Annotated in this window: 24 protein-coding genes; 20 read left to right on the forward strand and 4 right to left on the reverse strand. The window is 68.9% G+C overall.

The features are described 5' to 3' along the window. Window position 1 precedes the first annotated feature (1 nt). The gene (locus FBQ73_RS14085) at window positions 2-937 is read right to left on the reverse strand and encodes a GntR family transcriptional regulator (RefSeq protein WP_138400136.1); all 936 of its coding nucleotides are present in this window, start codon (window positions 935-937) and stop codon (window positions 2-4) included. 216 nt (window positions 938-1,153) lie between these two features. On the opposite strand from FBQ73_RS14085, the gene FBQ73_RS14090 reads away from it, so the two are divergent. The 9 genes from FBQ73_RS14090 to FBQ73_RS14130 all read left to right on the forward strand — a co-directional run bounded on the left by FBQ73_RS14090 (window position 1,154) and on the right by FBQ73_RS14130 (window position 11,379). Next, window positions 1,154-2,305: a mannitol dehydrogenase family protein gene (locus tag FBQ73_RS14090; protein ID WP_138400137.1), complete on the forward strand. Its 1,152-nt coding sequence runs from the start codon at window positions 1,154-1,156 to the stop codon at window positions 2,303-2,305. Further along, window positions 2,302-2,985 carry an amino acid ABC transporter permease gene (locus tag FBQ73_RS14095; protein ID WP_011995852.1) on the forward strand — a complete coding sequence of 228 codons (684 nt, stop codon included), beginning with the start codon at window positions 2,302-2,304 and terminating at the stop codon, window positions 2,983-2,985. The genes FBQ73_RS14090 and FBQ73_RS14095 overlap by 4 nt, the downstream gene beginning before the upstream one ends. A 12-nt stretch (window positions 2,986-2,997) precedes the next feature. After that, window positions 2,998-3,651 (forward strand): amino acid ABC transporter permease, encoded by a 654-nt coding sequence (locus tag FBQ73_RS14100; RefSeq protein ID WP_138400138.1) that lies wholly within the window; start codon window positions 2,998-3,000, stop codon window positions 3,649-3,651. Beyond that, window positions 3,635-4,363: an amino acid ABC transporter ATP-binding protein gene (locus tag FBQ73_RS14105; RefSeq protein ID WP_138400139.1), complete on the forward strand. Its 729-nt coding sequence runs from the start codon at window positions 3,635-3,637 to the stop codon at window positions 4,361-4,363. Before FBQ73_RS14100 ends, FBQ73_RS14105 begins: the two co-directional genes overlap by 17 nt. Window positions 4,364-4,421: 58 nt before the next feature. After that, complete coding sequence (locus FBQ73_RS14110; RefSeq protein ID WP_246089710.1) at window positions 4,422-5,216, forward strand: transporter substrate-binding domain-containing protein; 795 nt, start codon at window positions 4,422-4,424, stop codon at window positions 5,214-5,216. 84 nt (window positions 5,217-5,300) lie between these two features. Further along, window positions 5,301-6,311 carry a zinc-binding alcohol dehydrogenase family protein gene (locus FBQ73_RS14115; RefSeq protein WP_138400141.1) on the forward strand — a complete coding sequence of 337 codons (1,011 nt, stop codon included), beginning with the start codon at window positions 5,301-5,303 and terminating at the stop codon, window positions 6,309-6,311. Window positions 6,312-6,317: 6 nt separating this feature from the next. After that, window positions 6,318-7,841 (forward strand): UxaA family hydrolase, encoded by a 1,524-nt coding sequence (locus FBQ73_RS14120; protein WP_138400142.1) that lies wholly within the window; start codon window positions 6,318-6,320, stop codon window positions 7,839-7,841. A gap of 104 nt (window positions 7,842-7,945) precedes the next feature. Further along, the gene (locus FBQ73_RS14125; protein ID WP_138400143.1) at window positions 7,946-10,483 is read left to right on the forward strand and encodes an alpha/beta hydrolase; all 2,538 of its coding nucleotides are present in this window, start codon (window positions 7,946-7,948) and stop codon (window positions 10,481-10,483) included. 8 nt (window positions 10,484-10,491) lie between these two features. After that, on the forward strand, window positions 10,492-11,379 hold the full coding sequence (locus FBQ73_RS14130) for an alpha/beta fold hydrolase (protein ID WP_138400144.1): 888 nt from the start codon (window positions 10,492-10,494) through the stop codon (window positions 11,377-11,379). A gap of 2 nt (window positions 11,380-11,381) precedes the next feature. Here the strand turns inward: FBQ73_RS14130 and FBQ73_RS14135 are convergent, their stop codons facing one another. The 3 genes from FBQ73_RS14135 to gspD are packed head-to-tail and all read right to left on the reverse strand — an operon-like array spanning window position 11,382 to window position 14,858. Continuing rightward, a complete protein-coding gene (locus FBQ73_RS14135) occupies window positions 11,382-11,912 on the reverse strand; it encodes a tetratricopeptide repeat protein (RefSeq protein WP_138400145.1) in 531 nt (176 codons plus the stop codon). Between the two features lie 19 nt (window positions 11,913-11,931). Further along, window positions 11,932-12,546, reverse strand: coding sequence for a prepilin peptidase (locus tag FBQ73_RS14140; RefSeq protein WP_138400146.1), 615 nt, complete (start codon window positions 12,544-12,546; stop codon window positions 11,932-11,934). 8 nt (window positions 12,547-12,554) lie between these two features. Continuing rightward, window positions 12,555-14,858, reverse strand: coding sequence for a type II secretion system secretin GspD (gene gspD / locus FBQ73_RS14145; RefSeq protein ID WP_138400147.1), 2,304 nt, complete (start codon window positions 14,856-14,858; stop codon window positions 12,555-12,557). A gap of 542 nt (window positions 14,859-15,400) precedes the next feature. Between gspD and FBQ73_RS14150 the strand changes: the two genes are divergently transcribed. The 11 genes from FBQ73_RS14150 to FBQ73_RS14200 are packed head-to-tail and all read left to right on the forward strand — an operon-like array spanning window position 15,401 to window position 24,286. Next, window positions 15,401-17,017 (forward strand): GspE/PulE family protein, encoded by a 1,617-nt coding sequence (locus FBQ73_RS14150; RefSeq protein WP_246089731.1) that lies wholly within the window; start codon window positions 15,401-15,403, stop codon window positions 17,015-17,017. Beyond that, a complete protein-coding gene (locus FBQ73_RS14155; protein ID WP_138400148.1) occupies window positions 17,017-18,228 on the forward strand; it encodes a type II secretion system F family protein in 1,212 nt (403 codons plus the stop codon). Before FBQ73_RS14150 ends, FBQ73_RS14155 begins: the two co-directional genes overlap by 1 nt. Further along, entirely contained in the window at window positions 18,225-18,704 is a 480-nt protein-coding gene (gene gspG / locus FBQ73_RS14160; RefSeq protein ID WP_138400149.1) for a type II secretion system major pseudopilin GspG, read from the forward strand. The genes FBQ73_RS14155 and gspG overlap by 4 nt, the downstream gene beginning before the upstream one ends. Further along, complete coding sequence (locus tag FBQ73_RS14165) at window positions 18,701-19,192, forward strand: prepilin-type N-terminal cleavage/methylation domain-containing protein (RefSeq protein WP_138400150.1); 492 nt, start codon at window positions 18,701-18,703, stop codon at window positions 19,190-19,192. Before gspG ends, FBQ73_RS14165 begins: the two co-directional genes overlap by 4 nt. Beyond that, window positions 19,170-19,583, forward strand: coding sequence for a prepilin-type N-terminal cleavage/methylation domain-containing protein (locus FBQ73_RS14170; RefSeq protein WP_138400151.1), 414 nt, complete (start codon window positions 19,170-19,172; stop codon window positions 19,581-19,583). Before FBQ73_RS14165 ends, FBQ73_RS14170 begins: the two co-directional genes overlap by 23 nt. After that, window positions 19,580-20,302, forward strand: coding sequence for a PulJ/GspJ family protein (locus FBQ73_RS14175; protein WP_170218904.1), 723 nt, complete (start codon window positions 19,580-19,582; stop codon window positions 20,300-20,302). The genes FBQ73_RS14170 and FBQ73_RS14175 overlap by 4 nt, the downstream gene beginning before the upstream one ends. Continuing rightward, entirely contained in the window at window positions 20,299-21,237 is a 939-nt protein-coding gene (locus FBQ73_RS14180; RefSeq protein WP_246089711.1) for a type II secretion system minor pseudopilin, read from the forward strand. Before FBQ73_RS14175 ends, FBQ73_RS14180 begins: the two co-directional genes overlap by 4 nt. Beyond that, the gene (locus tag FBQ73_RS14185; RefSeq protein WP_138400153.1) at window positions 21,234-22,313 is read left to right on the forward strand and encodes a PilN domain-containing protein; all 1,080 of its coding nucleotides are present in this window, start codon (window positions 21,234-21,236) and stop codon (window positions 22,311-22,313) included. The genes FBQ73_RS14180 and FBQ73_RS14185 overlap by 4 nt, the downstream gene beginning before the upstream one ends. After that, a complete protein-coding gene (gene gspM / locus FBQ73_RS14190; protein ID WP_138400154.1) occupies window positions 22,310-22,882 on the forward strand; it encodes a type II secretion system protein GspM in 573 nt (190 codons plus the stop codon). The genes FBQ73_RS14185 and gspM overlap by 4 nt, the downstream gene beginning before the upstream one ends. Beyond that, entirely contained in the window at window positions 22,879-23,553 is a 675-nt protein-coding gene (locus FBQ73_RS14195; RefSeq protein ID WP_138400155.1) for a general secretion pathway protein GspN, read from the forward strand. The genes gspM and FBQ73_RS14195 overlap by 4 nt, the downstream gene beginning before the upstream one ends. A 58-nt stretch (window positions 23,554-23,611) precedes the next feature. Then, window positions 23,612-24,286 carry a TIGR02466 family protein gene (locus FBQ73_RS14200; protein ID WP_138400156.1) on the forward strand — a complete coding sequence of 225 codons (675 nt, stop codon included), beginning with the start codon at window positions 23,612-23,614 and terminating at the stop codon, window positions 24,284-24,286. The last annotated feature ends 21 nt before the right edge of the window (window positions 24,287-24,307 follow it).

Here is a 24,307-nt window from a genome sequence, read left to right on the forward strand (position 1 = left end):
TTCAGCCGGCGCGCAGCCCGTCGTTGGCATCGGCATCGGCGCCGGGCGGGCGGGCGTCGATGGAGCGCAGCAGTGTGGCGCGGGCGGTGCGCAGATGGGCCCGGCAGCGCAGGTCGATGAGGCGCACGTCGCGGCTGCGCAGGGCGGCGATATAGGCGAGGTGTTCGTGGATCGCGGCGGTGTTGCGTTCCTTCTCGTCCGCTTTGTTCCACTGGTAGTGATAGTGGAAAATCATGGAAATCACGTCGTAGAAATCGCGCATGAAGCGGTTGAGCGAGGCTTCGTGGATGAGGCGGTGGAGCCGCTCGTCGAGGCGTGAGAAGTCGCGGTAGCGGGTGTCGATCTCGGCCATGAGCGTGTGGTGTTCCCGCTCGATGGCGGCCAGCTCCTGCCATGCCGGCGCGTCGTCCGGCAGGCTGGCGAAGCGGTGGGCCGAGCGCAGCTCGAAGATTTCCCGGATCTCGTAGATCTCGGTGGCGAATGCTGCGGTAATGCCGTTGAAGACCCATGCGCTGTTGGGGCGTCGCTCAATCAGGCCGAAATGATTGAAGTGGGTCAAGTATTCGCGGATCGCGGTGGTCGATGTATTGAACTTGCGCGCCAGCTCCGCGCAATGGATGAGCTGGCCGGGCCTGAGGTCGCCGTGGAGCACCCACTGCATGAACTGGCGCTCCACGCTGGCCCGCGCGGACTCAGTCTGCGGCTCGGGAAAGCGGTCGCCCGCCACCGGATGGCGCGCAAGCCGCCGGCGCCCTTCCGACGCGGTGACGATGCCAGCCTCGCTCATCAGGGCGAGCACCGCGCGCACCGTGGTGCGGCTCACCCCCAGGGTCTGCGCCAGCTGGGTCTCCGAGGTCATGGGCGCGCCCAGCGGCATCCCGCCCAGCAGGTCCAGGCTGCGGTTGTAGGTGCGCTTGAAGAGGCTGTTGCCCCGCATGGTTCGCCGTCTCCCACCCCGTCCCAGGTGTGTCACGCTGGGGTTGCATGTATTTTATTACATAAAAAACTGTTTGACTTCACGGGCGCAGAATGGATTTTCATACGTAACTAGACAAGAGAAAAACGAGGGAGGAAGGCAGATGAGCCATGGTCGGCTGCCATGGCCGCATGCTCTGCCGAAGCTTCCTCGCGCTGGATCTAAAAGGATTTACGCGTGAGCGGACGCATCATCCAGTTCGGCACCAGCCGGTTTCTCCAGGCTCATGTGGACCTGTTCGTCCATGAAGCGCGACAGGCCGGTCAGGCGGTCGGCCCCATCTGCATCGTGCAGGCTTCCGGCGCCGCGGACCGGGCCGGCCGGGTCGCCGCCTTCGGACGGCCCGGCGGCTATCCGGTAATCATCCGCGGCATCGAGAAGGGCGAGCGCATCGAGCGCCGCATCGATGTCACCAGCGTCGACCGCGGCCTTTCCGCCGCGCAGGACTGGAAGGCTTTGTCCGACCTGTTCGCGAACGATGCGGACGTCATCGTCTCCAACACCGCCGATGCCGGCTACGAGATCGCCGCCGCTGATCGCGGCCCGGCGCTGCTGGCCGGCGGCGTGCCGGCCTCGTTTCCCGGCAAGCTCACGGCCCTGCTCCATCGCCGCTGGCGCCAGACCGGGCGCGGGCTCACCGTGCTGCCGTGCGAACTCATCAACCGCAACGGCCGGGTGCTCAATGCCGCCGTCGTCTCCCTCGCCCGCGAGGCGGGGGCGCCGGACGCTTTCCTCGCCTGGCTTGAGGCCGAGGTGATCTTCGCCGACACGCTGGTGGATCGCATCGTCTCGCAGGCGCTCGAGCCCATCGGCGCCGTGGCCGAGCCCTACGCCCTCTGGGTGATCGAACGTCGGCCCGGCCTTGCGGCGCCGTTCGCCCATCCCAGCGTGCTGCTGGCGGATGACCTCGAGCCGTTCGAGCGGCTGAAGCTTCATATCCTCAATCTGGGCCACACCGTGCTCGCTGACATCTGGCGCGCGGAACGGCGCGATCCGGGCGAGACGGTGCGGGAGATCCTGGCCGATGCCGACGTGCGCGGCCGCCTCGACGACGTGTACCGTCACGAAGTGCTGCCGGGATTTGCCGCCCACGGCATGGGCGAGGAGGCGCAGCGTTATGTGGCCACCACGCTGGAGCGCTTCCTCAACCCCTTCCTCGACCACCGCATCGCCGACATCGCCCAGAACCACGCGACCAAGGTGGAGCGGCGCATCGGCGCGTTCCTGTCGTGGTGGGGGGAGGCGGGGACGGTGAGCGCCACCCCGACCCTCGACGTGGTGATCGCGCGGCGGCAGTCCCAGCCTCAGACCGAGCGGAGCGAGGCATGACCTACCAGTTCGATTTCGCGGCGCTCCTGCCCTATTGGCGCGAGTTCGCCATGGGGGTGTGGCTGACGCTGCAATTGTCCTTCGTCGCCACGGTGCTGGGCTTCGTGCTCGGCACCCTGTGCGCCATCGGCCGTTCCGATGGGGCGCCTTGGGTGAAGGCGCTGGTGGCCTGCTATGTGGAGGTGATCCGCAACACCCCGCTGCTGGTGCAGATCTTCATCATCTATTTCGGCATCGCCACCCTCGGCCTCCATGTGGATGCCAACGTGGCGGCGGTGCTGGCGCTGGTGGTGAACGTGGGCGCCTATACCAGCGAGATCGTCCGCGCCGGCCTTGAATCCATCCACAAGTCGCAGCTGGAGGCGGCCGAGTGCCTCGGCCTCAGCCGCCCGCAGACCTACTGGCATGTGATCGTGCGGCCCGCCATCGAGCGGGTCTATCCCGCCCTCACCAGCCAATATGTGCTGTTGATGCTGGCCTCCTCCATCACCTCGCAGATCTCGGCAGAGGAACTGACGGCGGTGGCGAACCGCATCCAGTCCGACACCTTCCGTAGCTTCGAGACCTACATCGTGGTGGGCGTGCTCTACCTCGCCTTGTCGTTCGTGGTGCGTATCGCCTTCTGGCTGTTCGGCCTCGTGGTCTTCGTCCGCCGGCGCAAGCTCGGCACGGCGCTCTGACGGGGAACGAAAATGCCAACCTTCACCCTCATTCACTTCCAGTTCCTGTGCTGGGCGGCGCTGTGGACCGTCGGCCTGTCGGCCATCGCCTTCGTGGGCGGCGGGCTCGTGGGCTTCGGTGTGGCGCTGGCCCGCATTTCCTCCACGCGCTGGGTGCGCATCCTCGCCACCGCCTACATCCAGGTGGTGCAGGGCACGCCGCTGCTGATCCTGCTGTTCCTGTTCTACTTCGGCATCGCGATCGTGGGCTTCAAGGAAGTGCCGGCCATCTTCGCGGCTGGCCTCGGCCTTACCATCTACTCGTCAGGCTTCCTCGCCGAGATCTGGCGCGGCTGCATCGAGAGCGTGCCCAAGACCCAGTGGGAGGCGGCGGAATGCCTTTCGCTCAGCCGCTGGCAGCGCCTGACGAGGGTGATCCTGCCCCAGGCCATGCGCATCGCCACGGCGCCCACGGTCGGCTTCCTGGTGCAGATCGTGAAGAATACTTCGCTGGCCTCGGTGGTGGGCTTCGTGGAGCTGTCGCAGGCGGGCAAGCTCGTCAACAATTCCATCTTCGAGCCGTTCACCATCTTCATGGTGGTGGCCGCCATCTACTTCGTCCTCTGCTATCCGCTCTCGACCTGGAGCCGCAGTCTCGAAAGGAAGCTCAATGTCGGCCGTCGTTAGTCTGACCAACGTGGAAAAGAGCTTCGGCGCGGTGAAGGTGCTGAACGGCGTCTCCTTCGAGGTGGCGCGCGGCGAGGTGGCGGCGGTCATCGGCCAGTCCGGTTCCGGCAAGTCCACGGCGCTGCGCTGCATCAACGCCCTCGAAACCATCGAGGGCGGGCAGATCATGGTGTGCGGCCACGCCGTGCACGATCCCAAGCTCGACAAGAAGACCCTGCGCCGCGACGTGGGCATCGTGTTCCAGAGCTACAATCTGTTCCCGCATCTGACAGCCGAGCAGAACATCATGCTCGCCCCAACTTGCGTGAAGGGTATCGGCAAGGCCGCGGCGCGCGACCTGGCCCGCGAGGTGTTGGCCCGCGTCGGCCTTGAGGCCAAGGCGGACCATTTCCCCGAGCAATTGTCCGGCGGCCAGCAGCAGCGCGTGGCGATCGCCCGCTCGCTGGCCATGCAGCCCAAGCTGATGCTGTTCGACGAGGTCACCTCCGCCCTCGATCCCCAGCTCACCGGCGAAGTGCTGAAGGTGATGGAAGACCTCGCCCGCGGCGGCATGACCATGATCCTCGTGACCCACGAGATGGCCTTCGCCCGCAAGGTGGCCTCCAAGGTCATCTACATGCACCAGGGCACCGTCTGGGAAACCGGCCCCGGCGCCATGCTCGACGACCCGAAGACGCCGGAGCTGCGCGCCTTCGTCGGCAGCGGGCTCTGATCCCCGCTTTCTCAGCCAGAACACTGCAACACAAAGAAGGGTTGGAAACATGGAGCGCATGAACATCAGCCGCCGCGCCTTCCTCGTCGGCGCCACCGGGCTCGCGGTCGCGGGCAGCCTTGCCCTACCGGCCTTCGCCGACACGCTGGAAGAGATCAAGAAGCGCAACAAGATCCTCATCGCCGTGGACCTCGGCTCCCCGCCCTTCGGCATGACCGACGGCAACATGCAGCCCATCGGTTCCGACGTGGAGAGCGCCCGGCTGTTCGCCGCCGAGCTGGGCGTGCCGCTGGAGATCGTGCAGGTCACCAGCCCCAACCGCATCCCGTTCCTGCTCACCGGCAAGGCGGACATGGTGATGGCCTCCTTCAGCGTCACCGACGAGCGCAAGAAGGTGATCGACTTCTCCGATCCCTACGGTGTGATCCAGATTGTGGTGGCCGGGCCGAAGAGCGTCTCCGTCAAGGATATCAAGGACCTGGTGGGCAAGCGCCTCGGCACCACCCGCGGCTCCTCCAACGACAAGGAAGCCACCACCCAGGCGCAGGGCGCCGAGATGGTGCGCTTCGACGACGACGCCACCCTCATCACTGCGCTGGTGTCAGGCCAGGTGAACCTCATGGCGTCCTCGCCGCAGGTGATGCAGGCGGTGAACGCCCGCCGCCCCAACGATCCGCTGGAAGTGAAGCTGGTGCTGAAGACCAACCCCTATGCGGTGGGCCTGCGCAAGGGCGACGACGCCCTGCGCGAGGCGGTCAACAAGGTGATCGCCTCCAACCTCAAGAACGGCAAGTTGAACGAGATCTACACCCGCTACAACGGCACCTCGCTTCCCGAAGAGATGCTGAAGTGAGATTTCCGGCGGCCCGGTTGATCCGGGCCGCTTCCTGCGGCTGGTCTTGAAGACCAGCCGCATATTTCAGGAAAGAATTGGAAGATGAAGGCATTACTCTGCGAAGAACCGGGTCGCCTGTCGGTCATCAGCCGGCCCGTGCCGGTGCCCGCCGCCGGCGAGGTGCTCGTGCGTATCCGTCGCGTGGGCGTATGCGGCACCGACTTCCACATCTTCCAGGGCAAGCACCCCTTCCTCGAATATCCCCGCGTCATGGGCCACGAGTTGTCGGGCACCGTCGAGGCGGCGCCCGAGGGCAGCCGCCTGAAGACCGGCGAGAATGTCTACATCGTGCCGTATCTGTCCTGTGGCCAGTGCGTGGCCTGCCGCAAGGGCGTGACCAATGCCTGCCAGAACATTGCCGTTCTGGGCGTCCACAAGGACGGCGGCATGGCGGAATTCCTCTGCGTGCCCGAGGGCAACGTGGTGCCCACCGGCAGTGCCTCCCTCGACGATGCGGCCATGATCGAGTTCCTCGCCATCGGCGCCCATGGCGTCAAGCGCGGCCAGATCACGGCTGAGGACAAGGTGCTTGTGGTGGGCTCGGGTCCCATCGGCATGTCCGCCATCATCTTCGCCAAGGCGCGCGGCGCCGAGGTCTCGGTGATGGACATGCGCGAGGATCGCCTCGCCTTCACCAAGGACATGCTGGGCGCCGACCATCTGGTGACGGCGGATGCCGGTGCCGAGGAAGCGGCCAGGCAGATCACGCAGGGCGATTTCTACGACGTGGTCATCGATGCCACCGGCAATGCCGGCGCCATGCAGCGCGGCTTCGGCTTCATCGCCCATGGCGGGCGTTATGTGCTGGTCAGCGTGGTGCGGCAGGACATTACCTTCTCCGATCCCGAGTTCCACAAGCGCGAGACCACGCTCTACGCCAGCCGCAACGCCCAGCCCGACGATTTCGCGGAAGTGGTGCGCCAGATGGAGGCCGGCCGCGTGCCGACGCGCGCGCTCAACACCCATCGCGGCGCGCTCAGTGATGCGCCCGGCCTGTTCCAGGACTGGCTGAAGCCCGAGGCCGGCGTCATCAAGGCGATTCTGGAGGTCTGACGCATCATGGCTGACCCGCGCACCTTGCGTCTCAACGCGGTGGACAATGTCCTCATCGCCATCGACACCGTCCCGGAGGGTGCAGCGCTGCCCGGAGGCCTCACCGCCACGCGCACCGTGCCGCGCGGCCACAAGATCGCCTGCGCGCCTATTCCCGCCGGTGCGCCGGTGCGCAAGTTCGGCCAGGTCATCGCCTTCGCCGGCGTGGACATCGCGCCCGGCGACTGGGTCCACGAGCACAATGTGATGCTCAAGGATTTCGAGCGCGACTATGCCTTCGCCTCCGAGGCGCGGCCGCTGGAAACCCTTTTGCCGGGCGAGACGGCCGCCACCTTCGAAGGCTTCCGCCGGGCCGACGGGCGGGCCGGCACGCGCAACTATATCGGCATCCTCAGCTCGGTGAACTGCTCGGCCACGGTGGCGGATTTCGTCGCCGACGAGGTGGCGCGCTCCGGCATCCTTGCGGACTATCCCAACATTGACGGGGTGGTGCCCTTCACCCACGGCACCGGCTGCGGCATGGGATCGAAGGGCGAGGAATTCGACATTCTCGCCCGCACCCAGTGGGGCTATGCCAGCCATCCCAATTTCGCCGCCGTGCTCGTCATCGGCCTCGGCTGCGAGGTGTTCCAGATCCCGCGCCTCAAGGAGGCCTACGGCATCACCGAGGGCGACCATTTCCAGAGCATCGTGATCCAGGAGGCCGGCGGCACCCGCAAGTCGGTGGCGCGGGGCGTGGACAAGATCAAGGACATGCTGGCTTTCGCCAACGCGTCGCGTCGCGAGACGGTGGCGGCGTCCGAATTGTCCCTCGCGCTCCAGTGCGGCGGGTCGGACGGTTATTCCGGCCTCACCGCCAATCCGGCGCTGGGGGCGGCGGTGGACATGCTGGTGCGCCAGGGCGGTACCGCCATCCTCTCCGAAACCCCTGAAATCTATGGCGCCGAGCACCTCCTCACCCGGCGGGCCGAGAGCGAGGCCGTGGGCCGCAAGATCGTCGATCTCATCGACTGGTGGCGGGCCTATGCGGCGCGGGCCGGCGGGGAATTGAACAACAATCCCTCCCCCGGCAACAAGGCGGGCGGGCTCACCACCATCCTTGAAAAGTCGCTGGGCGCGGTGGCCAAGGGCGGCACCTCTACCCTGCGCGGCGTCTATCGCTATGCCGAGCGGATCGACCGCAAGGGCTTCGTCTATATGGACACGCCCGGCTATGATCCGGTGGCGGCCACCGGCCAGGTCGCGGGGGGGGCCAATGTGCTGTGCTTCACCACCGGGCGCGGCTCGGCCTATGGCTGCAAGCCCACGCCCTCCATCAAGCTTGCCACCAACACCGACCTCTATCGCCGGATGGAGGACGACATGGACATCAATTGCGGCGACGTGCTCGACGGGGTGAGCATCGAGGAGAAGGGGCGGGAGATCTTCCGCACCGTGCTGGAGGTGGCCTCGGGCACCAAGTCCAAGTCCGAGCTTCTGGGCTACGGCCGCAACGAGTTCGTGCCCTGGCAGATCGGCGCCGTCATGTGAGGCGGCCTCGGCCGGACCGGTAAAGTCCGCACTTTCCAACGGCCGCGGACCGTGATGTTCTTGCCACCGGCGACGCCAATGAATGAGCGGCGCCGGGAGGAAACATGAGACACGCCTTCGCCATCGGCCTCGCGCTTCTCGCCCAGCTGGTCGCCGCAGAAGCCCAGACTCCAGCCAAATCCCCAGCCCAGTCCCAGTCCTCATCAGCCCCGAAGTTCGAGCCGCTCAAGATCACGCCCATCTGCTCGCAGGAGCGGCTCTGCCATCTCAAGACCTTCTACGACATCGGCAACTTCAAGATCGGCGGCACCTACGATCTCGCCGCCCCCGAAAAATGGGCCAATGGCGGGGAGGGCGGCACCACCCTCGAGCAGCTGGGCGCGGGTCCGCTGCGCACCGCCTACATCGCGCTGGGCACCCCCATCCGCAATGCGGCGGGCGAGATCACCAATGCGGTGATCATCAATTCCTTCTATTCGGGCGATGCCACCGACATGTATGCCCAGTGGGTGGAGGGCACGGCGCTCTCGGGCGGATCGGTGATCGGGCCGGGCCGGGCCATCGACACCAACCAGTATTATGTGGTGATCCTCGACGCGCTGGGCCTGTGGGGCACCTCCAAGCCCTCCGAGGGGCTGGGGCAGAAGTTCCCCCAGTACAGCTACCAGGACATGGTGCAGGCCAATTACCGGATGCTGCGCGACCACCTGAAGGTGGCGCGGGCGGCGCTGGTCACCGGCGCTTCCATGGGGGCGACGCAGACCTATGTCTGGGGCGTCATGCATCCCGATTTCATGAATGGCCTGTTGCCCATCGGCGGCACCAGCCAGTCGGATGGCGGCGACCCGGTGGGCAACTGGACCTTCCAACTCATGTCCGCCGCCATCGAGAGCGATCCGCAATGGCGGGCCACCGGCGGCAATTATTACAACTTGCCGAAGGACAAGCACCCCAACCAGGGGGTCGCATTCGGCTGGTCGGTGCTGCTGCTCACCGGCTTCGACTTCCAGTTCCGCTCCCAGCAGGACTGGGCCAAGGTGCAGCCGGACGTGTTCTACTGGAACCCACCCACGCCCCAGGCCGGCGCCAGCGTGAACAAGCGCGCTTTGCTGTTCGATGCGGTGGACCTTTTGTGGCGCAACCGTGCCGGCGAGACCTACAACATCAATGACCAGCTCAAGCGCATCACCGCCCGCACGCTGGTGATGCATATCGACAACGACCAGTGGCTCACCTTCGACCGGGCCAAGCGCACGGTGGACCTCGTGCCCGGCGCGGACTTCGTCCATGAGAAGAGCCCGGTCGCCCATTACGGCGTGTTCTCCATCCTGAAGAACCGGGAATTCGATCCCACCGTCGCCGGCTTCCTCTCCGACGTGTCGCGCCTCACCCGCGACCGCGGCCTGGTGGCGAAGACCTACCGCACCCCCTCGGTGGCGGCGAACATCACGCCGGACAAGTCGTTCTGGAACAGTTTCGTCACCTATCCTTTCCCGGTGAAGAAGACCACGGCCAAGGACAGTCGCGGAATCGCCTGGGACATCGGCTACATGGATGAATATGCCGGCACGGCGCCCAATCCGGACGTGCTGGTGATCATCCACGGCAAGGGCGCGTTCGGCGGCCACTACGGCAACATCATGCGCATCGCGCTGGAGCGCGGCCTCAGGGTGATCGCGGTGGATCTGCCCCACTACGGCATGTCCGGCCCCGGCAACCTCGACAGGAGCCCGGCCCGCACCATGCAGGAGATGCGGGAAGTGGTGCACGAGGTGGTGGTGAACCAGCTCAAGGTGCCAAAGGCCGCCTATCTCGGCCATTCCATGGGCGGGCAGATCGTGCTCGGCTATGCCCTCACCTGGCCCGACGCGGTGACGAAGCTGATCCTGGAAGCCCCCGCCGGCCTCGAGGAATATCCCCGCGAGGTGACGGTGGCGCCGGGCAAGAAGCTGGACCTGTTCGATCCCGCCTATGCCCACGACTTCGACAAGTGGAAGGCCACCTGGGACCAGACCGGCCTGCGCGAGCGGGAGAAGAACCTCACTGCCCAGCAGATCGATGATTTCTTCCACTTCCGCAGCCGCGATCCGGTGACCGGCGCGGTGACGCCGCAGCGCTCGGGCTACTTCCTGCGCGACAGCGAATATGCGCGCCTGCACACCGCCCAGCGCATCGGCATGATCAAGGGCGATCCGCGCGAATTGCAGCAATGGGTGGATGTCTTCATCTTCGACATCTACGCCATGGTGGCGGAATTGCAGGAGAAGGACCCGGCCAGCCTCTATAAAAGGCTGACCGACATCAAGATCCCCATCTTCCTTGCCTTCGGCGACAAGGAGCCGTTCATTCCCGGCTATGCCTTCAACGGGCTGAACGACCTTTCGCGCCAGCTCATCCTGCCGTTCATGCGGCGCATGGATGCGGCGGGTGGGGATGTGCGGGTGAAGGTCTATCCCGGCACCGCCCACTTCATCCACACCGACGAGCCGGTGGCCTTCGCCGAGGATGTGGTGGACTTCGTCGAGACCGGCCGCGTGCCCACCGCCTCGGCCGCGAGCGTCGACCGGCTGATCCACGGCGCGCCCTCGGACGCCTCGCCCCAGGCCGCCACCGCCGCTGCGCCCACTGGCCTCAACAAATAGGTGCCGCCATGGCCATGCTGAAAGCCGGCGACATCAACCTCAGGGTTCAGGCCGGCGAGGTAAACCTCGCCTGGCGCGAATGGGGGGAGGGCGACACCATCGTCCTCTTCCTCCACGGCAATCTGGCGAGCAAGGAGTGGATCGAACTCGCCGCCCCCCACTTCCCGCGGGGCGTGCGCACCATCGCCATCGACTGGCGGGGCTGCGGGGACAGCGACAAGCCGGAGCACCTCCCGGACTTCTCCAATTATTCCATCGCCCAGCACGCCGACGACATGCTGGCGGCGCTGGATGCCCTGGGGGTTTCCTTCTGCCACCTCGCCACCCATTCCACGGGGGGCATCATCTCCACACGGATGATCCTGAAGCAGCCGGAGCGCTTCGGCCGGGTGTTCTCGCTCTCGCCGGTGGGGCCGCAGGGCATCGTCTTTCGCCCGGAGCAGGCGGCGTTCTTCGGGCAGATGAAGGCGAGCAAGGAACTGACGCGGCAGGTGATGGCATCCACCGCCATGAGCCTGTTCGAGCCGGAAAGCCTTCTCCACGGGCCGGCCCGCTTCAAGCCGGGCGTGGAAGCACGCGCCGGCCTGTTCGAGCGCATCGTGGACCAGACTTTCGCGGTGTCCGACGGCATCTGGTTCGGCACGCCGGACACCCTCACCAAGGAGGCGGCGAGCGGGGAGCTGAAGGCGCGCATGGGTTCCATCCCCCATCCCCACCTCGTGGTGTGGGGCATGAATGATGCGGTGATCGCCGAGGCGGACCTGAAGGAGATGGCCGCCCTCATGCCCCACTGCCGCTTTGTGGCTGTGCCGGGCGTCGGCCATTCACTGAACCTTGAGGCGCCGGAGCTGTATGCCGGCTATTTCGGCGCGTGGTTCGGCGGGCTGGCAAGGTAAGCCTACTGGGCCGGTAGCCCGCGCACCGGCGCCCATTCGATGGCGAGGCGCTGGGCGGTGGCGAGCTGGGCGGCGCTCATCTTGGTGGCCACCGCGTCGCGCAGGCGGGTGTAGACATCCCGCTCGCGCTTGTTGGCCCGGGCGGTGGCGAGGATGAGCCACTTCTGCGACAGCACCACGTCGCGCGGCACGCCGTGGCCCTTGTCATAGAGCAGGCCCAGCAGATATTGCGCTGTCGCCTCGCCCTGCTCGGCGGCGCTGGCGTACCAATTGGCGGCCGCCAGATAATTCTGCGGCACGCCCTTGCCGTATTCATAGAGGAAGCCGAGCAGGCCCTGGGCGCGGGGATCGCCGGCCCATGCCAGCGGCGTCAGTTCGGCGGCGGCGGCCTCATAGTCGCCCCGCGCATAGAGCGTGAAGGCGCGGGTGGTGGAGGGCGCGCCCGCGCCGGCCGGCGCGGGCAGACCGAGCGCGGCCGCGACAAGGAGCGCGGCCAGCATCCGGCGCGGGGCTGAAGGACCCGTCAGCTTCATTGGCGCCTCCCGATCCCCCTCACATCAACCCGACGATCCAGCGGTCGAACAGCCAGCCGATCCAGATGGCCGGCGCGAAGAACAGACCGAACGGCAGCCGGTCCCGCACCCGCACGGCGCGGCCGGTAGTAAGGCGGCGGATGCCATAGGCCATGAGCCCGGCAAGGGCCGCCGTTTCCACCGCCACCGGCATGGCGGTGACGCTGAGCCAGACCCCTGCCACCGCCGCGAGCTTCACGTCGCCCAGCCCCAGCCCGTCGCGGCCGCGCAACGCGCGGTAGCCGAGGCGAATGGCGAGGAACATGATGGCCAGCCCGGCGCCGCCGAGGAACGCGGAGATGACGCCGTCCACCGGCTCCGGCTCCGGCGCCGTGGCCGCGGCGGCAAGGCCAAGGAGAAGGCCGAGCGCGTTCAATGAATCGGGAATGATGAAGTGCCGTCCGTCGATGACGGCGATGGCGGCGAGGACCGGCACCAGCGCTGCCGCCAGCAGGCCGACCACGGACGGCTCCACCGCAAGGCTCGCGGCCATGGCGGCCATGACCACCGCCGCGAGGGCCACCTTGCCGGCCAGGTCGCCGGTGGCGTGCAGGCGGGTCGGGGACGACCGGCGGGCGGGGGAAGACAGGGTCACGGCCGGCCTCACCGTGCGCCGAGCGGGGCCTGCGGGCCGCCGGGCAGGGTGGTGACGGTGCCGCGCAGCTTGGCGCGCAGCTCCTCGGCCACCGTGTGGGCATCCACATTGTCGCGGATGATCTGGGGGCGGATGAAGATGATCAGCTCGGTGCGCTTCACCGTGCCCGTGGTGTGGGCGAAGGCGTCGCCGACGCCGGGGATCTGGTCGAGGATGGGCACGCCCTGGCGCACGCCGTTATGGCGCTCGCTGATGAGGCCGGCGAGCAGCACGGTCTGCCCGCTCGCCACGGCGATGACGCTCTTCACCTTGCGCTGGGACACGGTGGGGGTGAGCCCGGTGGAATTGCTGCTGGTGCCGCTGGTGGTGGGATCGGACTGGGTGACGTTGCTGATCTCCTGCTCGATCTCGAGGCGCACCTGCCCGTTCACGTTCACCCGCGGCACCACATGCAGGATGATGCCGGTGTTCTTGTACTCGATGGTGTTGACCACCGTGTTGGACGACGACAGCACCGTGGCGCTGCCGGTGGAGACCGGCACCTCGTCGCCCACCTGCAGCGTCGCCTTCTGGTTGTCCACCACCACGACCGAGGGGTTGGACAGCACCTTCACGTCGGTGACCGTATGCAGGGCATCGAGGATGGCGCGGGGCTGGTTCTCGCGGCCCACCAGCAGGTTGAAGCCGGGCAGCACGCGGTTGATGGCCTGGTCGGTGATCTCGCCCGAGAGGGTGTTCAGCACCGAGCCGTTGTTGCGGCCGAGGCCCAGGTCCTTGCTGGTGAGGTAGAACTGCACGCCATAGGCCAGCGTGTCGTTCAGCGTCACCTCGGCCACGGTGGCCTCGATGGCCACCTGCATCTGTGGTTGGTCGAGCTGCATCAGGGTGCGCTCGATGATGCGGTAATTCTCCTGACTGGCGAAGATCAGCAGCGAGTTGTTCACCGCATCGGCGGTGATGCGGATGCCGGGCAGCAGCGCGCCGCCCCCTCCCGAGCCGCCGCCGGAGCCGCCCAAAGGCGCGCCCTCACTGTCGACGGCGGTAGCCTTGCCGCCGGAGCCGCCCGTGTCCTGCTTGGGCGGGGATTGGCCGAGCCGCTGCTGCACCGTGAGGCCCGATCCCGACCCATTGCCGTCCGAGCCGCCGCCGGAGGACACCGAGGCGCCGGAGCCCGGCGCGATCTGGCTTGCCGCCTGGTCGAGGCCGCTGGACGATCCGCCCACGAACAGGTCGTTGAGCACCTTCGCCGTCTGCTTGGCGTCGCCGTAGCGCAGGCGATAGACGCGCACCCCCACCGTGGTGTCGGAGCGGTCGAGGCGGCCGATCCAGGTGCCGGCGGTCTGCAGCAGCTCCGGCTTCTTGGCCACCACCATGATGGCATTGAGCCGGGTGATGGCCTGGAACTTCACCATCTTGTGGCTGAGCCCGCTGTCGCCCGCATCCATGATGCTCTCCAGCTCGGAGATCAGCGCCTCGGGCGCGCTGTTGCGGACCGGATAGACCCCCACCGACTGGCCGCGCATCCAGTCCGCATCGAAGGAGAGCACGGTGTTGATGGCCGATTGCCGCTCCGCCCCGGTGCCCTGGATGATGAGCAGGTTGCGGCCGGGATCGGCGCGCACGGCACCGGCCTTGGTGGCGAAGCTGTCGAGCAGCGGCATCAACGCTTCGGCCGAGACATAGCGCAGCGGCACCACGGAGATGCCGTAACCCGGCTCCGGCCGCGAGGTGCCCACGTCGGCATTGCCGCCGCCCGCCGCCTCGGTGAGGGGCACGAGGCGATAGCCGGAGGCCTCGCGCACCATGGCCACGTTGTTGGTCTTCAGCGCGGTTTCGAGCACGTAGAGCAGCTCGGTTTTCGGCACCGGCCGGGCCGAGGCCAGGGTGACCGTGCCCTGCACCCGCGGGTCGATGACGTAGCCCACGCCGAGGATATCGCCCAGCACGACCTTGGCGACGCTGGTCACCGGCGTGTTGTCGAAGTTGAGGTCATAGCCGTCGGCGCCGCCGCTCACGCCGCCCCGTCCCGCCACCCCGACCTCGGAGCGGTCGGAGACCGATGCCGAGGTGCTGGAGCCGAAATATTCGATGGCCTTGCGGTCGTCGGGAATGTCCTGTGGGCCGGGCACGGGCTTGGTATCGCGGGGCAGCAGGTCGATGGCGCGCACCTGGTCCATCACGCTCGGTGGCTTGACGTCGTCGGGCACCAGCGAGCACGCGGCCAGCGCCGTGGCGATGAGGATCGCGCACGTCAACAGCAGGGTGCCCGGTCGGGAGCCGAACCGGTTGGGCCGATCTTTCCGCACTTCCACCCGATGCCTCGATGAACCCAGCTGCCGTTCGAGGTGGATGGCCCCGATCTCCGGACGGACGACACCTAGTATCGATGGCGTATGACAGAAATATTAGGGTCACCCAAAGTTGTGGAACGACTGGCCTTGCACCGTGCGCGGGGCGGGACTGTTGCGGGACTGTCATGAAGTCGCCGCGAAACCTTCATGGGGCGTCACGATGATGCGCCCGCCGGCGAGAGCGCGTTCGGGCCGCATGGCCTTGTCATGTTCGATCAGGGACCCATGGAAGGGGCACCCGCGTGGCGGCCGTCGCGGGGCGATTGTCGTCCGGCGCATGCGAGAACCCTGCCCGGCGGCACGGATCAAGGTGAGGCGCGACGGGCGAGCCAACTGGCCGGCGTGCCGTTCGGGCGACGGGGACAGGGATGGCGGCCGACGGCGCCGGCGAATTCGTCGGCGATTTCATGGGCTATCTGGCGCGATGCGGGCTGCTGCGGCCGGGCGACGCCGTGCCCGCGCGGCCCGATGAGGCGCACTCCGTCGACACCCGCGCTTCGGATATGCGCCCTTCCGCGCCGCTCTCCGTCGAGACCGCAAAGCCCCTGCGCAAGGTGTGGGAATCCACCGAGCTTCCCGCCGGCGATTTCGCCGACGCGGTGGCCGCCTTCTATCGCCTGCCCCGCGTGAGCCTGCCGGAACTGATGGCGGCGCCCGCGCTGGTGTCACACTTCTCGCCGCGCTTCCTGCGCGAGATGACGGCGCTGCCTTTTCGCGGCGCCGATGGCGCGGTGCGCCTCGCCGTGGGCGATCCCACCGACGGGGCGGTGCGGCGCGCCGCCGAGATCGCCTTGGGCGAAAAGGTGGCGCTGGTGGTCGCCTCCTTCGAGGACATCGCCACGGTACTCACCGAGCGACTCGGCGGGGATGAAGTGCCGGCGGCCGGGATCACGGAGGCCGGCAGCGCGCGGGCAGACGACGACATCGACAGCCTGCGCGATCTCGCCTCCGGCGCGCCGGTGGTGCGGGCGGTCAACGACCTCTTGGAAAAGGCCATGGAGCTGCGCGCCAGCGATATCCATATCGGCCCGTTCCGGGGCACCATCGAGGTGCGCATGCGCATCGACGGCCTGCTGCGGGTCGTGCCCGCGCCCGCCGACGTGCTGCCCCAGGCGGTGATCTCCCGCATCAAGATCCTCGCCGGCCTCGACATCGCCGAGCGCCGTCTGCCGCAGGACGGCGCGGCGCGCCTGAAGCTCGGCCGCTCCGAGATCGACGTGCGCGTGGCGCTCATGCCCACCCAGCACGGCGAGGCGGCGGTGATCCGCCTCTTGCCCCGCGACCGGGGCCTGTTGAACATGGACAAGCTCGGCCTGTCGCCGGGCGATGCGGAAATCCTCAAGCGGCTGCTGGCGCTGCCCCACGGCATGGTGGTGGTCACCGGACCCACCGGGTCGGGCAAGACCACCACGCTTGCCACCATCCTCTCCATCCTGAACGAGCCGACGCGGAAGATCCTCACCATCGAGGACCCGGTGGAATATGAGATCAAGGGCGTCTACCAGTCGCAGGTGAAGCCCGCCATCGGCCTCACCTTCGCCGCCGCCCTGCGCTCCTTCCTGCGCCACGACCCGGACGTGATCATGGTGGGCGAGGTGCGCGATCCCGAAACCGCGCACATCGCGGTCCATGCCGCGCTCACCGGCCATCTGGTGCTCACCACGCTCCACACCGACACGGCGGCGGCCTCGGTGCCGCGCCTGCTGGATCTTGGGGTGGAGGGCTTCCTGCTGAAATCCACCCTGCGGGCGGTGATCGCCCAGCGGCTGGTGCGCCAGCTGTGCGACCGCTGCAAGCGGCCGCGCACCCTCACAGCGATGGACGTGGCCGACGACCCGCGCTTCTCGGCCCTCGGCTTCAAGGCCGGCGAGACCGTGTACGAGCCCAAGGGCTGCGAGCGCTGCGGCGGGGCCGGCTATCGCGGCCGGGTGGGGGTGTTCGAGATCCTCACTCTCTCCGACGAGATCCGCGAGATGATCGACCGCCACGCGGGGGCTAGCGCCGTGGACAAGGCGGCCATCGCCGGCGGCATGACCACGATGCTGGACGACGGCATCCTGAAATGCCGGGCCGGCATCACCTCGCCGGCCGAGGTGCTGCGCGTGACCACCGTGCGCTGATGGCGACCTTCACCTACAGGGCCCTCACCCAGGCCGGACAGATCGTGAGCGGCGAGATCACCGCGCCCACCGAGGCGGAGGTGCGCCGGCGCATCGAATTCCTCGGCCTCATGCCGGTGGAGACCGCCCCCGCCCGGGCCAAAAGCGAGGGCGGGCGGTTCGGCCTGTCGCTGGGCGGGCCGAAGGCGGAGGACGTGACCCTCTTCACCCGCGACCTCGCTTTGCTGCTGAAGGCCGGCGCGCGGCTCGACGAGGCGCTGGAGCTGCTCTGCGGCGATGCCGACCTCGGCCGCATGCGGGCGGTGGTGCGCAAGCTGCGCGCCGACGTGCTCGCCGGCCAGAGCTTCGCCGAGGCGGCGGCGGGGGAGCCCAAGCTGTTTCCGCCGGTTTATGTGGCGCTGGTGCGGGTAGGTGAAGCCTCCGGCACCATGGACCGCATCCTCGACCTTTTGGCCCAGGAGCGCGCGCGGGCCGAGCAGTTGCGCCGCAAGCTCATGGAGGCGCTGCAATATCCCGCCTTCGTGCTGGTGGCGGCGGGTGGCGTGCTGGTGTTCTTCCTGCTGTTCGTGCTGCCGCAATTCTCCACCGTGCTGCGGGACATGGGCGCCAAGCTCGATCCCGCCGTGGAGATGCTTCTGAACCTGTCGGACCTCGCTCAGGCCCATGGCGCCGCGCTGGGGGCGGGGGGGTGCGCGCTGGTGGTGCTCGCGTGGCTGGTGCTGCGCCGGCCGGCGACGCGCACCGCCGTGATGGGCACGCTGGCACGGCTGCCGCTGGTCAGCACCATCCTGTTGTTCCGCCGCTCGGCCGTGTTCTGCCGCAACCTCTCCATCCTGCTGGGCAACGGCGTCACCCTCACCCAGGCGCTGCGCATCATCGTGGAGGTGATGGCGGCAGGCGACGACGCATCCGTCTGGGCCGCCACCTCCGACAAGGTGCGCCAGGGCGCGCGGCTGTCGGATGCGGTTTCCGCCGGCGCGGCGCTGCCGCCCATGGCGGTGCGCATGCTGCGCCTCGGCGAGGAGACCGGACAACTCGCCATGCTCTCGGGCCGCATCGCCGATTTCTACGAGGAAAAGCTCCAGCGCTCGCTCGCGAAGGTGGTCGCGATTATCGGGCCAGCTGCCATCGTCACCATCAGCGTCGTCGTCGGCGGCCTGATCGTTTCCGTCATGACCGCGCTTTTGTCGGTCAGCCAAAGCATCGGATGAACCGCGTGAATATTCTTCTTCCGGCGGGCGCCGCCCGCGCCGCCCAGATCCGCCGCCGGCGAAAGAATGAAGGGGGCTACACCCTCGTGGAGTTGCTGGTGGTCATCACCATCATCGGCCTCATCGTCGCCCTGGTGGGGCCGCGCGTGCTCGGCTATCTCGGCGACAGCAAGGTGAAGACCGCGAAGATCCAGATCCAGGGCTTCTCCAGCGCCCTCGATTTGTTCTATCTCGACACCGGCCGCTATCCCTCCACCTCGGAGGGCCTTGCCGCGCTGGTCCAGCGCGCTCCGGGCGCCGCCACCTGGAACGGGCCGTACCTGAAGGGCGGCACCCTGCCGTCCGACCCCTGGGGCAAGCCTTATTCTTATCGCGCGCCGGGCGAGCACGGCGCCTACGACATCGTCTCCCTGGGCTCGGACGGGCAGCAGGGCGGCACCGGCACCGCCGCCGACATCACGAACTGGTCGAAGTGAGCCGCGCGCACACCATCGCCGCGAAAGCGGGGCAGGCGGGCTTCAGCCTGCTGGAGGTGGTGTGCGCGCTGGCCATCGTCGCGGCGCTGGCGGCCCTCGCCCTGCCGCGCATGCCGCTGGGCACTTCGCGCCAGCGGCTTCAGGCCTATGCGGTGGAGACCGCCGCTTTGCTGAAGGCGGATCGCGCCGCCGCTTTGCGGCGTGGCTTGCCGGTGGCCACCGTGGTGGACGCCCCGGCAGGACGCATCCGTTCCGGCGCCGGCGGGCGGCAGGGGGTACGCGAGCTGCGCATTCCCGCCGACGTGCGCATGACCGCCGTGCTGCCGAACATCTGCAACGGCCGGGCGGCGGGTGGTCGCATCGGCTTTTTGCCCTCGGGCCTGTCCTGCGGCGGGGTGGTCGCCCTCACCCGCAACGGCGCAGGTTATGAGGTGCGGGTGAACTGGCTGACGGGAGGAGTGGAGATTGTCCCACGCCTCAAGTCCTGAAGCCTTCGCCCGCGCGACGGCCGTCGAAGGCTTCACCCTGCTGGAGGTGCTGGTGGCCCTCGCGGTGGCGGCGGCGGTGCTGGCGGCCATCGGGCAGGTGATGGGCGCCAACGGGCGCGGCGCCCGGGCGCTGGAGGCGCGCACCGGCCTTCTCTCCACCGCGCGGGCGGTGGAGACCGGCATCCCGGCCCGGAGCGCCCTTGCTCTCGGCCGCACCGATGGCGACATCGCCGGTCATGGCTGGCGCATGGATGTGCGGCCCCTCGCCGTGGCCGGGGTGCCCGAGGGCGCCAAATGGGCGCCGCGCGACGTGGTGATCCGCGTGCGCGCGCCCTCCGGCGCCATGGTGGTGCTGGAGACGGTGCGCCTCGTGCCGGTGGCCGCCGAATGAGCCGGGCTTTCCCAAAGCGCGCCGCGACGGCCGGCTTCTCCCTCATCGAGGTGCTGGTGGCGCTGACGCTCACCGGCCTCGTGCTCTCGGCGCTGGCCATGGTGACGGGGAAATGGTTGCCCAACTGGCAGCGCGGCCTTGCCCGCGTGGAGGCGAGCGAACTCATCGCTCTCGCCGTGGACCGCATGGCCGCCGACCTCGCCGCCGCCGAATTCGTGCCGGCCAATCTCTCGGCCAAGCGCCCGCTGTTCGTGGGCACGTCCTCGTCCGTGCTGTTCGTGCGCACGGCGCTCGGCCCCAATGCGAAGCCGGGGCTCGAGATCGTCCAGCTGGCGGAGACCGGTGGCGGGCTGGGGCGCAGCGCGGCCACCTTCGCACCGCGCCCGGCGGATGCCGGCCTGCCGCCGTTCGGGGCGCCGGTGCCGCTGCTGGGCGCGGCCTATCGGGTCTCCTTCTCCTACGCCGGTCGCGACGGGGTGTGGCGCGACGGCTGGATCGATGCTGACACCCTGCCGCGCGCGGTGCGTCTGGTGATCCGCGAGGCGCGCACCGGCCGCGCCCTCGACGCCTCCAGCGCGGTTGTGATCCGCGCCGAAGTGCCGGCGGTCTGCGTCACCGACGAGACCCGCCCCGTCTGCACCAGGCCGCGCCCGGCGGGGGCAGGGCAGGAGGCTGGGCAGGGGGCTGGGGATGCATCGGGCGAGGGGCGTGCGCCATGACCGGCATGTTCGCAAGCCCCATCGCCGCGCGGAGCGATCCCGCCGATGCGGACGGCACCCACCGCGCCGGCTTCATCCTGGTGGCGGTGCTGTGGATTTTGGCCGCCCTCGCCACCCTCGCTACGGTCTATGCGGTCTACATCTCCAGCACCGCGACGGCCGCCGCGGTGCGGGACGACAGCATCATCGCCCATGGCCTCGCCACGGCGGCAGTCGAGATCGCGGCTCTGCGCCTCATCGCCGTGCCGAAGGACAAGCGCCCCTCCAGCGGCGAGGTGGCGTTCCGGATGGGCAAGGCCAACGTGAGCGCCAGCTTCGTGGGTGAGGCCGCGCGTATCGACCTCAATGCCGCGCCGAAGGAGCTTCTCGCCGGCCTGTTCGCGGCTCTTGGCGCGCAGCCCGAGGCGGCGGCTGATCATGCCGACCGCATCCTCGGCTTCCGCGCGCCGCCTTCCGGTGATGGCGGGCGGGAGGCGGAGCTGTATCGCGACGCCGGCCTCGATCACGGGCCGCGCGGCGCGCCCTTCGTGCATGTGGAGGAGATCTGGCGGGTGGTGGGCCTGCCGCCGACGCTGGTGGAACAGGCGTTGCCGCATCTCACCGTGTTCAGCGGGCGCGGTGAGATCAATGCGGCGGATGCCGATCCCGTGGTGCGCGCGGCCCTGCCCGGGGCTGCGCCGCCGGATGCGGGCGGCGGCGCGGGCGCGCCGGCCGCGCCTCCTGCGGCCCTGCCCGGCACCAGCCGCGAGGCGAGCGACGCGGTGCGGGTGCGCATCCTTATGGAGTTCGACACGGGGCGCCGCCGCGCGGCGGAGGCGGTGATCCTGCTGCGCGATTTCGGCGATGATCCCTACCGGGTCCTCTCCTGGCGCGAGGATGCCGACCTGCCGGCGGAGGCCCCGCCGCCGCGCCCGAAGGGGGAGCGCCGGCCATGACGCAGACGACGTCGCACTCTTCCTCTTCCGCCCTCTCCCTGGCGCGGTTTCTCGACGCCTTCTCCGCCTTCATCGACCTTGCCGCCGGCTTCGTCGCCGACCTGCGCGAGCGGCTCACGCGCGGGGCGGCGGTGCGCCTGGTGGAGGCGGAGGATGGGGTGTTCACCCTGCCCCTGCCGGATGGGACGGCCCGCCTCCGGCTGGATGACCCCACCCCGTTCCCGCCCGAGATCGCGACGGCGCTCAAGGGGCGGGAGGTGGAACTGGCTCTTGATCCTGCCCGCTTCCTGTTCCGCCCGCTGGAGCTGCCGCGCGGCGCGGCGGCGTTCCTCGACGGCATCGTGCGCTCGCAGATCGACCGGCTGACCCCCTGGAGCGCAACCGAGGCGGCCTATGGCTTCACACCGCCGCAGGACGCCCCCGACGACCGCCTCGCCCTCACCGTGGCAGCCACCGCGCGGGCCCGGCTTTCGCCTCTCACGGACCGGCTGAAGGCGCAGGGCGTGGGCGCCATTCTCGTCACCACGCAGGCGGAGGGCACGGGTGCGCCCATCCGCGTGCTCGACCATGCGGCATCCGGCGCGGCCTCGGGGGTGGCCGGGGTGCGGCGTGTCCTGCTTGGCGTGCTCGGAGGCGCGGCGGGGGCGGCCCTGCTGGCGCTTGTGGTCTCCGGCTTTGTCGGCGGCAGCCTCGACACCGAACGGGAGGATATCACCCAGCGCATCGCCGCCCAGCGCCGCGCCCTGGTGACGGCGCGCGACGGGCAGGGCGGGACTGCCGTGCTCGCCGCCCTCGAACGGCGCAAGCGCGAGGTGCCCGCCGGCGTGCTGGTGCTGGAAGCGCTGTCGCAGGTGCTGCCCGACGACACCCATGTCACCGAATTGCAGATGGAGGGCGACAGGGTGGAGGTGGCCGGCGTCTCGCGCGAGGCGGCGGCGCTGATCCGCCTTCTGGAGCAGTCGCACCAGTTCGCCGAGGCCACCTTCGTCGCCCCCACCACCCGCGCGGCGGGGGAGGCCGGCGAGCGCTTCCATATCTCGGCGCGCATCCTGCTGCCCATGGAGGCCATGCGATGAGCCTGCTGCCGTCCGTCGTCCCATCCCGCCGGCTGCCGCTGCTCGCGGCGCAGGGCTATCTGGCGCTCGTCCTGCTGCTGCTCGCGGTCGCGGGGAGCGCCATTGGCGACCTCATGGACAAGCGCGCCGCCGTGGCCGAAGCTTCCGATGCGCTGGACCGCCTGCAGGGCCGCAAGCCGCCCCGCCCCGGCGATGCGGCGGACCCGTGGACCGGCGCGCCGGTGCTGGAAGGACCCACGGTGACGGTGGCGGGCGCCGTGCTTATGCAGCGCATCGCCGCTGCCGTGGAGCGCGCCGGCGGACGCATCACCTCGTCCCGGCCGGAGCTTCAGGACACAACCTATGGTCCGGGCTTCGTCGCCGTGGCCACCAGCCTCGACATCGGCGCGGATGCGCTCCAGAAGTTGCTCTACGACATCGAGGCGGGCCAGCCGTTCCTGTTCGTGGACCAGCTGGCGATCCAGAGCGAGGCGCCGGCCTCCGGGGGGCGGACAGCGGACGGGAGCGGCCAGTCCATGGCGCTGAAAGTGACCTTCACCGTCTACGGCCAATGGCAGGGCGCGCGATGAGCGCTTTCGCGCGCGCTTCGCGCTTTGCCCTATTGGCCGTGGTCCTCGTGGTGTCCGGCACAGCTGCGACCGCCTCCGACCTCGACACGCCGATCCCACCGGCCAATCCGGTCCAGGTCCGCGCTGGAGAGGGCGATGGCGCCGCAGGTTCCGGCCGCGCGGGGACCACGCCGCGTGGCAATCCCCTGTGGTCGCTGCCCCTCGACCGGCTCGAGGCCACCCGCGCGCGGCCCCTCTTCACGCCCGGGCGTCGCCCGCCTGCCGTGGCCGAGCCTCCACCGGCGCCCACGCCTGCCGCGCCCGTGGCGACGGCTCCGGCGCGGCCGCGCATCACCCTCATCGGCACCGTGGTGGGCCAGAGCGATGCCTACGGCATCTTCCTCGATCCGACGGGCAATGCCGTGCTGCGGCTGCGCACCGGGGAGACCCACGAGGGCTGGGTGCTGCGCTCGGTCAGTGTGCGCGACACACTGTTGCAGAACGGTCGCAACAGCGTGGTGCTCGCGCTTCCGGCTTCCGGCAGCGGCGGCGCGACACCGACCGTGCGCGGGCCGGACGGCCCCCCCTTGCTGGCGCGCCCGGGCCGGCCGGCCGGTGATCGGCCCACGGCGCACATCGTCGCGCCCAACCGGCCCCCACCGGCGCTGTCGGACATTGAATCGAGCCACTGAAGGGGGATGGCAGCCGGCCGCACCGGGCCGCCCCATCGTCATCGGCAGGTCATGGCCCATGGGGAAAGTGCGCGCCGTCTCCCCCTTTCTGCCGGACCGGACGGGCGCCATCGTGAGCCAGCTTATCGGATTGTTTCCCACCCCCGTGATGCGGGTGCCGGGATTGCTCGAACCCGACGCGGTGGCCGCGCTCGCCGCCGAGGCGCAGGACGCCACCAGCCTCACCAACGCCTATTCGAGCCTGCTCTCCCACACCCCCGTGGCGGGAGCCGAGGCCAATTCGCTTCATGGCCGGCTCGGTGCGCTGGTGCTGCCCAAGGTGGCGGAGTTCGGCGAGGTGCTGTTCGGCGAGGCGCTGACCTGGCAGATCAAGGAAATCTGGGTGAACGTGCTGGAGCCCGGCGGGCACCAGGCCATCCATACCCATGCCAACAGCTTCATCTCCGGCGTGGTCTATCTTACCGAGGCGCACCCCTCCGCCAACATCGTGTTCCACAAGAGCATCGGCGGCACCGGCTTCCTGTTCGGCAACAGCAATCCCAACGCCCGCATCAACGCCTTCAACGGCGGCAAGTGGGCCATGCCGGAGACCCGCGCCGGCGATCTCGTGATGTTCCCGAGCTACCTGCTGCACGAGGTGCCCGCCAATCGCGGCGAGCGGCGCATCTCCATCGCCTTCAACGCCATTCCCGACCGGCTCGACAATTTCGGCTACGCCATCCGCTTCGCGTGAGCGGGCGACCTTTTCAGGAGT

It is taken from the genome of Xanthobacter autotrophicus, from assembly GCF_005871085.1.
Taxonomy (GTDB): Bacteria; Pseudomonadota; Alphaproteobacteria; order Rhizobiales; family Xanthobacteraceae; genus Xanthobacter; species Xanthobacter autotrophicus.

Bases quoted from the DNA above. Each gene is read 5' to 3' on its own strand.
- FBQ73_RS14085 (WP_138400136.1), bottom strand. From the start codon at position 937: ATGCGGGGCAACAGCCTCTTCAAGCGCACCTACAACCGCAGCCTGGAC.
- FBQ73_RS14095 (WP_011995852.1), top strand. From the start codon at position 2,302: ATGACCTACCAGTTCGATTTCGCGGCGCTCCTGCCCTATTGGCGCGAG.
- FBQ73_RS14100 (WP_138400138.1), top strand. From the start codon at position 2,998: ATGCCAACCTTCACCCTCATTCACTTCCAGTTCCTGTGCTGGGCGGCG.
- FBQ73_RS14105 (WP_138400139.1), top strand. From the start codon at position 3,635: ATGTCGGCCGTCGTTAGTCTGACCAACGTGGAAAAGAGCTTCGGCGCG.
- FBQ73_RS14110 (WP_246089710.1), top strand. From the start codon at position 4,422: ATGAACATCAGCCGCCGCGCCTTCCTCGTCGGCGCCACCGGGCTCGCG.
- FBQ73_RS14115 (WP_138400141.1), top strand. From the start codon at position 5,301: ATGAAGGCATTACTCTGCGAAGAACCGGGTCGCCTGTCGGTCATCAGC.
- FBQ73_RS14120 (WP_138400142.1), top strand. From the start codon at position 6,318: ATGGCTGACCCGCGCACCTTGCGTCTCAACGCGGTGGACAATGTCCTC.
- FBQ73_RS14125 (WP_138400143.1), top strand. From the start codon at position 7,946: ATGAGACACGCCTTCGCCATCGGCCTCGCGCTTCTCGCCCAGCTGGTC.
- FBQ73_RS14130 (WP_138400144.1), top strand. From the start codon at position 10,492: ATGGCCATGCTGAAAGCCGGCGACATCAACCTCAGGGTTCAGGCCGGC.
- FBQ73_RS14135 (WP_138400145.1), bottom strand. From the start codon at position 11,912: ATGAAGCTGACGGGTCCTTCAGCCCCGCGCCGGATGCTGGCCGCGCTC.
- FBQ73_RS14150 (WP_246089731.1), top strand. From the start codon at position 15,401: ATGCGCCCTTCCGCGCCGCTCTCCGTCGAGACCGCAAAGCCCCTGCGC.
- FBQ73_RS14155 (WP_138400148.1), top strand. From the start codon at position 17,017: ATGGCGACCTTCACCTACAGGGCCCTCACCCAGGCCGGACAGATCGTG.
- gspG (WP_138400149.1), top strand. From the start codon at position 18,225: ATGAACCGCGTGAATATTCTTCTTCCGGCGGGCGCCGCCCGCGCCGCC.
- FBQ73_RS14175 (WP_170218904.1), top strand. From the start codon at position 19,580: ATGAGCCGGGCTTTCCCAAAGCGCGCCGCGACGGCCGGCTTCTCCCTC.
- FBQ73_RS14180 (WP_246089711.1), top strand. From the start codon at position 20,299: ATGACCGGCATGTTCGCAAGCCCCATCGCCGCGCGGAGCGATCCCGCC.
- FBQ73_RS14185 (WP_138400153.1), top strand. From the start codon at position 21,234: ATGACGCAGACGACGTCGCACTCTTCCTCTTCCGCCCTCTCCCTGGCG.
- gspM (WP_138400154.1), top strand. From the start codon at position 22,310: ATGAGCCTGCTGCCGTCCGTCGTCCCATCCCGCCGGCTGCCGCTGCTC.
- FBQ73_RS14195 (WP_138400155.1), top strand. From the start codon at position 22,879: ATGAGCGCTTTCGCGCGCGCTTCGCGCTTTGCCCTATTGGCCGTGGTC.
- FBQ73_RS14200 (WP_138400156.1), top strand. From the start codon at position 23,612: ATGGGGAAAGTGCGCGCCGTCTCCCCCTTTCTGCCGGACCGGACGGGC.